Genomic DNA, 2,649 nt, shown 5'->3' on the forward strand with positions numbered 1-2,649 from the left:
AGGAGATGGAGCCGTGAAGAAGTCGAGGTACACGGAGGAGCAGATTGCTTTCGCGTTGAAGCAGGCGGAGACGGACACGCCGGTAGCCGAAGTTCTTCGCCAGATGGGCGTCAGCGAGCAGACCTATTACCGGAGGAAGAAGCTGCACGGGGTGTAGGTGAGTTGCGGCGCCTGAAGCAGCTCGACGACGAGAATCGCAAGCTGAAGCAGCTCGTGGCCCATCTCAGCCTCGACAAGCATATCCTGCAGGGCGTTCTGTCAAAAAGCTCTGACGCCTAGACGGCAGCGCGAGCTCATCGCGCACGTTCAGGCGACACACGCCACGAGCGAGCGACGGAGTTGCGTGCCGCTCGGCGTCGACCTTTCGTCGATCCGGTATCGCTCGATCCGCGCGGATCACGCGCCGCTGCGGTTGCGCATCCGTGATCTGGCGGCGACGCGGGTCAGATAGGATACTTCCGCATCTACATCCTGCTTCGCAGGGAGGCTGGTTGGTCAACCACAAGCGCGTCTACCGGCTTTACCGGGAAGATGGATTGAGCCTTCGGCTCAAGCGTCCTCGTCGCAGCGTCAGTGCCGCCAATCGCGAGCGGCAGCCGGCCGCCTCGGCGGCGAACGAGCTGTGGTCGATGGACTTCGTCTCGGATGCGTTGTTCGACGGCCGGCGGCTTCGGGCGCCGAATATCGTCGACGCATACACTCGCGAAACGCTTGCGATCGACGTCGACCACGGCATCAAGGGCGATCAGGTGATCGAGATGGAGCGCGTCGCTTCGCTCCTCGGGGCGCCGAAGGCGATCAGGGTCGACCATGGCCCCGAGTTCGTCTCAAAGGCGCTCGACAAATGGGCGTACGAGACTGGCGTCACTCTCACTTCAGCAGGCCCGGCAAGCCGACCGAGAATGCCTTCGTCGAGTCATTCAATGGTCGCTTGCGCGACGAGTGCGTCAACACGAACTGGTTCCTGTCGCTGGCCGGCGCCAGAGCCAAGATCGAGGCCGGCCGGACGGACTACAACGAGAGCCGGCGGTAGTGTCTCAATTTGAAATTCGACGGGATTGACTTCCTGTCGCCAGCCGTCACGCACTCCTATATGCTTAGCGCAAAGCATGGAGGCTCGGGCGTTGAAGAACGTTTATGAGAGGATCGTCGAAAAGAACGAGAAGGCGATCAGGCTCAAGAGAGCGTTTTTGCACGACATTCGCGCAGGGGCGGTCGAGCCGGGACCGGAGGTTGCGAAAGAGGACGCTATCCGTGGGTTGCTAGAAGACATCGCCACTCACGAGGAACTGATTACTCTGATGCGAGGACGTTATGCCTAAAGGCCCCAAAGGGGAGAAGCGCCCCGCCGACGTGATCGGCAACGCTGTCCACATCATGCGCATCGCGACAGGCGAGGTCGGGGACACCCCCGACGAGAGGGCATCGGGCGCCGCCGCTGAGCTTGGCGCGCGGGGCGGCAAAGCGCGGGCGGAGAAGATGTCACCGGAGCGGCGTGCAGAGATCGCAAAGGCCGCCGCCGCCAAACGCTGGCAGAAAGGGGCTAGTTAGCCCCTTCTGCTGAACATCGAAACGACGTTTCCTGCATCTTTTAGCTCCGACTTGAAGGTCGGCTCCGCCCGCGATTGGCTTTGTCCCGAGAGCAGTCCGGCAGGAAGATCAGCGAGTTCTTCAAGGTCAGATGCCGGGAACGGCAAGGCCGACAAGATCTCGGATGCGGACTGGACGCCTTCGGAAATCAACATTTCGAAACTACGCCGGATCAGGTGGGGTGTTTCCTTCTCTATCTTGCTGTCTAGCGGCTCGTTGCCTTTCCATCCGCGCCGGTTGTAGTTGATCCACATCCGCCTAGCAGCGTCCTCGTCGATAATATCGACAGCTTGGCATCGCATGATCATCGCGCCGACGGACGCGCCCCAACGCTCCTTCAACGCAAGAAACCCATCGAGGGAAGGCGCGTAAAGCTCTTCCAAGAACTCCCGCTCTGGCAGCAACAGGCTCGATGCCAGCCGGTCGGCCTGCCGTTCGACCGCATTATAAAATGCCCTATCGTTCAGCCGACGAGCTGGCACGCTCTTATGGAGAACGATGTGAGCCAGTTCATGCAATGCATCGAACCTCTGACGGACGGCGCTGGCCTTGTCGCGACCAAGAACAACGAACGGTATGCCGAACCCATCCGACCACTGCGAAAAGGCGTCCAGCTTCTCAACGCCAACGTGGATGCGAGAGACCAAGATACCGTTTGTTTCCAGTCTCTCAATCACGTCTGGCATGGGACCGGGACGTATATCCCAATGCGACCGTATCGCTTTGGCGAACGCCTCGATGTCGTCCTGACCGATCGTCTCAATGTTGCTGATGTCGAAGCTCGGCACATCGAGCCGCGGAAGATCAAAATAACTTCCGATATAGTCGATGACCTCTTTCAGCCATTCGAGGCGCACGGCAGCGCGATCCCGAGACAGGGGCGGCGCCGACAACTTGCCGCGCCAGAAAACGGGCGCCTCGTCGATGACCCGCATCGGCCTCATGAAGTATGCGCGCGGCATCTTCAGCGTTGATGCCAGCGTGTGCAGCACGTCGAGCTTTGGCGTCTGATGACCGTTCTCATACTTTGAGATCGATTGGACGCTCACACCGATCATG

At 60.2% G+C, this 2,649-nt stretch carries 3 protein-coding genes and 1 pseudogene; 3 read left to right on the forward strand and 1 reads right to left on the reverse strand.

Features of this window, described 5'->3' with window-relative positions; genetic code table 11:
* Positions 1 to 13 precede the first annotated feature (13 nt).
* From KAY22_RS27680 to KAY22_RS27690, 3 genes and pseudogenes are all read left to right on the forward strand, one after another.
* Positions 14 to 1,027, forward strand: a pseudogene (locus tag KAY22_RS27680) (IS3 family transposase); the annotation flags it as partial.
* A gap of 97 nt (positions 1,028 to 1,124) precedes the next feature.
* The gene (locus KAY22_RS27685; RefSeq protein WP_296626252.1) at positions 1,125 to 1,322 is read left to right on the forward strand and encodes a hypothetical protein; all 198 of its coding nucleotides are present in this window, start codon (positions 1,125 to 1,127) and stop codon (positions 1,320 to 1,322) included.
* Entirely contained in the window at positions 1,315 to 1,551 is a 237-nt protein-coding gene (locus KAY22_RS27690; protein ID WP_296626253.1) for a hypothetical protein, read from the forward strand. Before KAY22_RS27685 ends, KAY22_RS27690 begins: the two co-directional genes overlap by 8 nt.
* Here KAY22_RS27690 and KAY22_RS27695 read toward each other — a convergent pair.
* The coding region (locus KAY22_RS27695; protein WP_296626254.1) for an XRE family transcriptional regulator at positions 1,548 to 2,649 on the reverse strand (1,102 nt) is incomplete at its 5' end. The two genes, KAY22_RS27690 and KAY22_RS27695, sit on opposite strands and share 4 nt — an antisense overlap.

The organism is Rhizorhabdus sp. (genome assembly GCF_018006725.1).
GTDB lineage: Bacteria > Pseudomonadota > Alphaproteobacteria > Sphingomonadales > Sphingomonadaceae > Rhizorhabdus.